2 protein-coding genes are annotated in these 1,411 nt (G+C 59.8%); both read right to left on the reverse strand.

All coding sequences use genetic code 11. The features are described from left to right. Nucleotides 1-120 precede the first annotated feature (120 nt). Nucleotides 121-492, reverse strand: a complete 372-nt coding sequence (locus DBR24_RS28620; RefSeq protein WP_007911336.1) for a YajD family HNH nuclease — start codon at nt 490-492, stop codon at nt 121-123. A 49-nt stretch (nt 493-541) separates the two neighbouring features. Next, nucleotides 542-1,228 (reverse strand): spermidine synthase, encoded by a 687-nt coding sequence (locus tag DBR24_RS28625; RefSeq protein ID WP_123465506.1) that lies wholly within the window; start codon nt 1,226-1,228, stop codon nt 542-544. Between the last annotated feature and the right edge of the window lie 183 nt (nt 1,229-1,411).

The following is a 1,411-nucleotide window of genomic DNA, read 5'->3' on the forward strand; positions in this document are numbered from 1 at the left end:
CCTATCGCTGGCAAGCCAGCTCCCACAGGTATCTCGGGTGTTCACAAAATTTGTGAGCGACCAAAATCATTGTGGGAGCTGGCTTGCCAGCGATTGGGCCTGTTCAGGCGCTGAAGATCTTCAGTCTTCTTTTTTCATCAGGCCGGCCAATGCAGCAAACGGGTTGTGCGTAGCCTTGGCGATCTTCGGCGTGCTCAGCGAGCCTTCGCTGAAATACTGCTGATCGGTGTAGCGCGAGTGTTCGTTGTCGTGGCAATACAGGCACAACAATTCCCAGTTCGAGCCGTCCTGCGGGTTGTTGTCGTGGTTGTGGTCGCGGTGATGCACGGTCAGTTCGCTCAGGCGCTTGCCGGAAAATTCACGGGTGCAGCGGCCACAGACGTGCGGGTACATCTTCAGGGCCTTGTCGCGGTAGCCCATTTCCTTGTCGCGCTGGTTGTCGGCAAGGATGCGATCGAGCTTCGACGTGTTGGTCGGGGTGGACGAACTCATGGGTTCACCTTTGTAAAAAGACTAATGACGGATATGTGCAGAGTTTAGCTCAGCCCTTGAGCTTCTCGGCAATCCAGATCGTGTGGCGGGTGCCCTTGTTGCCGTGGGCGAACACCTGGACTTCTTCGGCCTTGAAACCGGCTTTCTTCAATTTGTCGGAAAACTGTCGGTCGGCGCTGGCTGACCATACGGCGAGCACGCCTTTGGGGCGCAGGGCCTTGGCGCAGGCATTAAGGCCAGCGGCGGAGTACAGCCAACTGTTGGCCTTCTGGGTCAGGCCTTCAGGACCGTTATCGACGTCGAGCATGATCGCGTCGAAGCCGTTCGGTTCGCTTTGCAGCACCTTGGCCACGTCGTCCTGACGGATCACCGTGCGCGGATCGAGCAGCGGCCGCCCGGACTTTTCCCCCAGCGGCCCACGGTTCCATTCGACGACGCCCGGGACCAGTTCGGCGACCACCACTTCGGCACTTTTGCCCAGATGCTTGAGCGCCGAGGCAAGGGTGAAGCCCATGCCCAGGCCGCCGATCAACACCCGCGAGTGCGGCCGTCCGGCGACTTTGCGGCAAGGAATCTCGGCCAGCGCATCTTCGGAACCGTGCATGCGCGTGTTCATCAATTGCCCGCCGTCGCCGCCCTGGATCTTGATGACGAAATCCTCGCCATACTCGAACAGGCACAGGGCGCCACCGTTGTCAGGGATCGGCGTGGTGTCGAGCAGAACGAAACGTTTCATGGAAATCTCTACAAGGGGGAAGGCAAGCAGGCCCGTTGGGAGTAGCCTGAGCGCAGACTAGAGGCCAAACGGAGCCCTTGATGAAGCGCACCATTCTAACGGTCATTGCCCTGGCCGCGCTCTCGATTACTGCAGTGCAGGCGCAGCAGACCATTCCGGTCAGCCCGACGCCGTCACCCGGTT

The organism is Pseudomonas sp. HMWF006 (genome assembly GCF_003061205.1).
Taxonomy (GTDB): domain Bacteria; phylum Pseudomonadota; class Gammaproteobacteria; order Pseudomonadales; family Pseudomonadaceae; genus Aquipseudomonas; species Aquipseudomonas monsensis.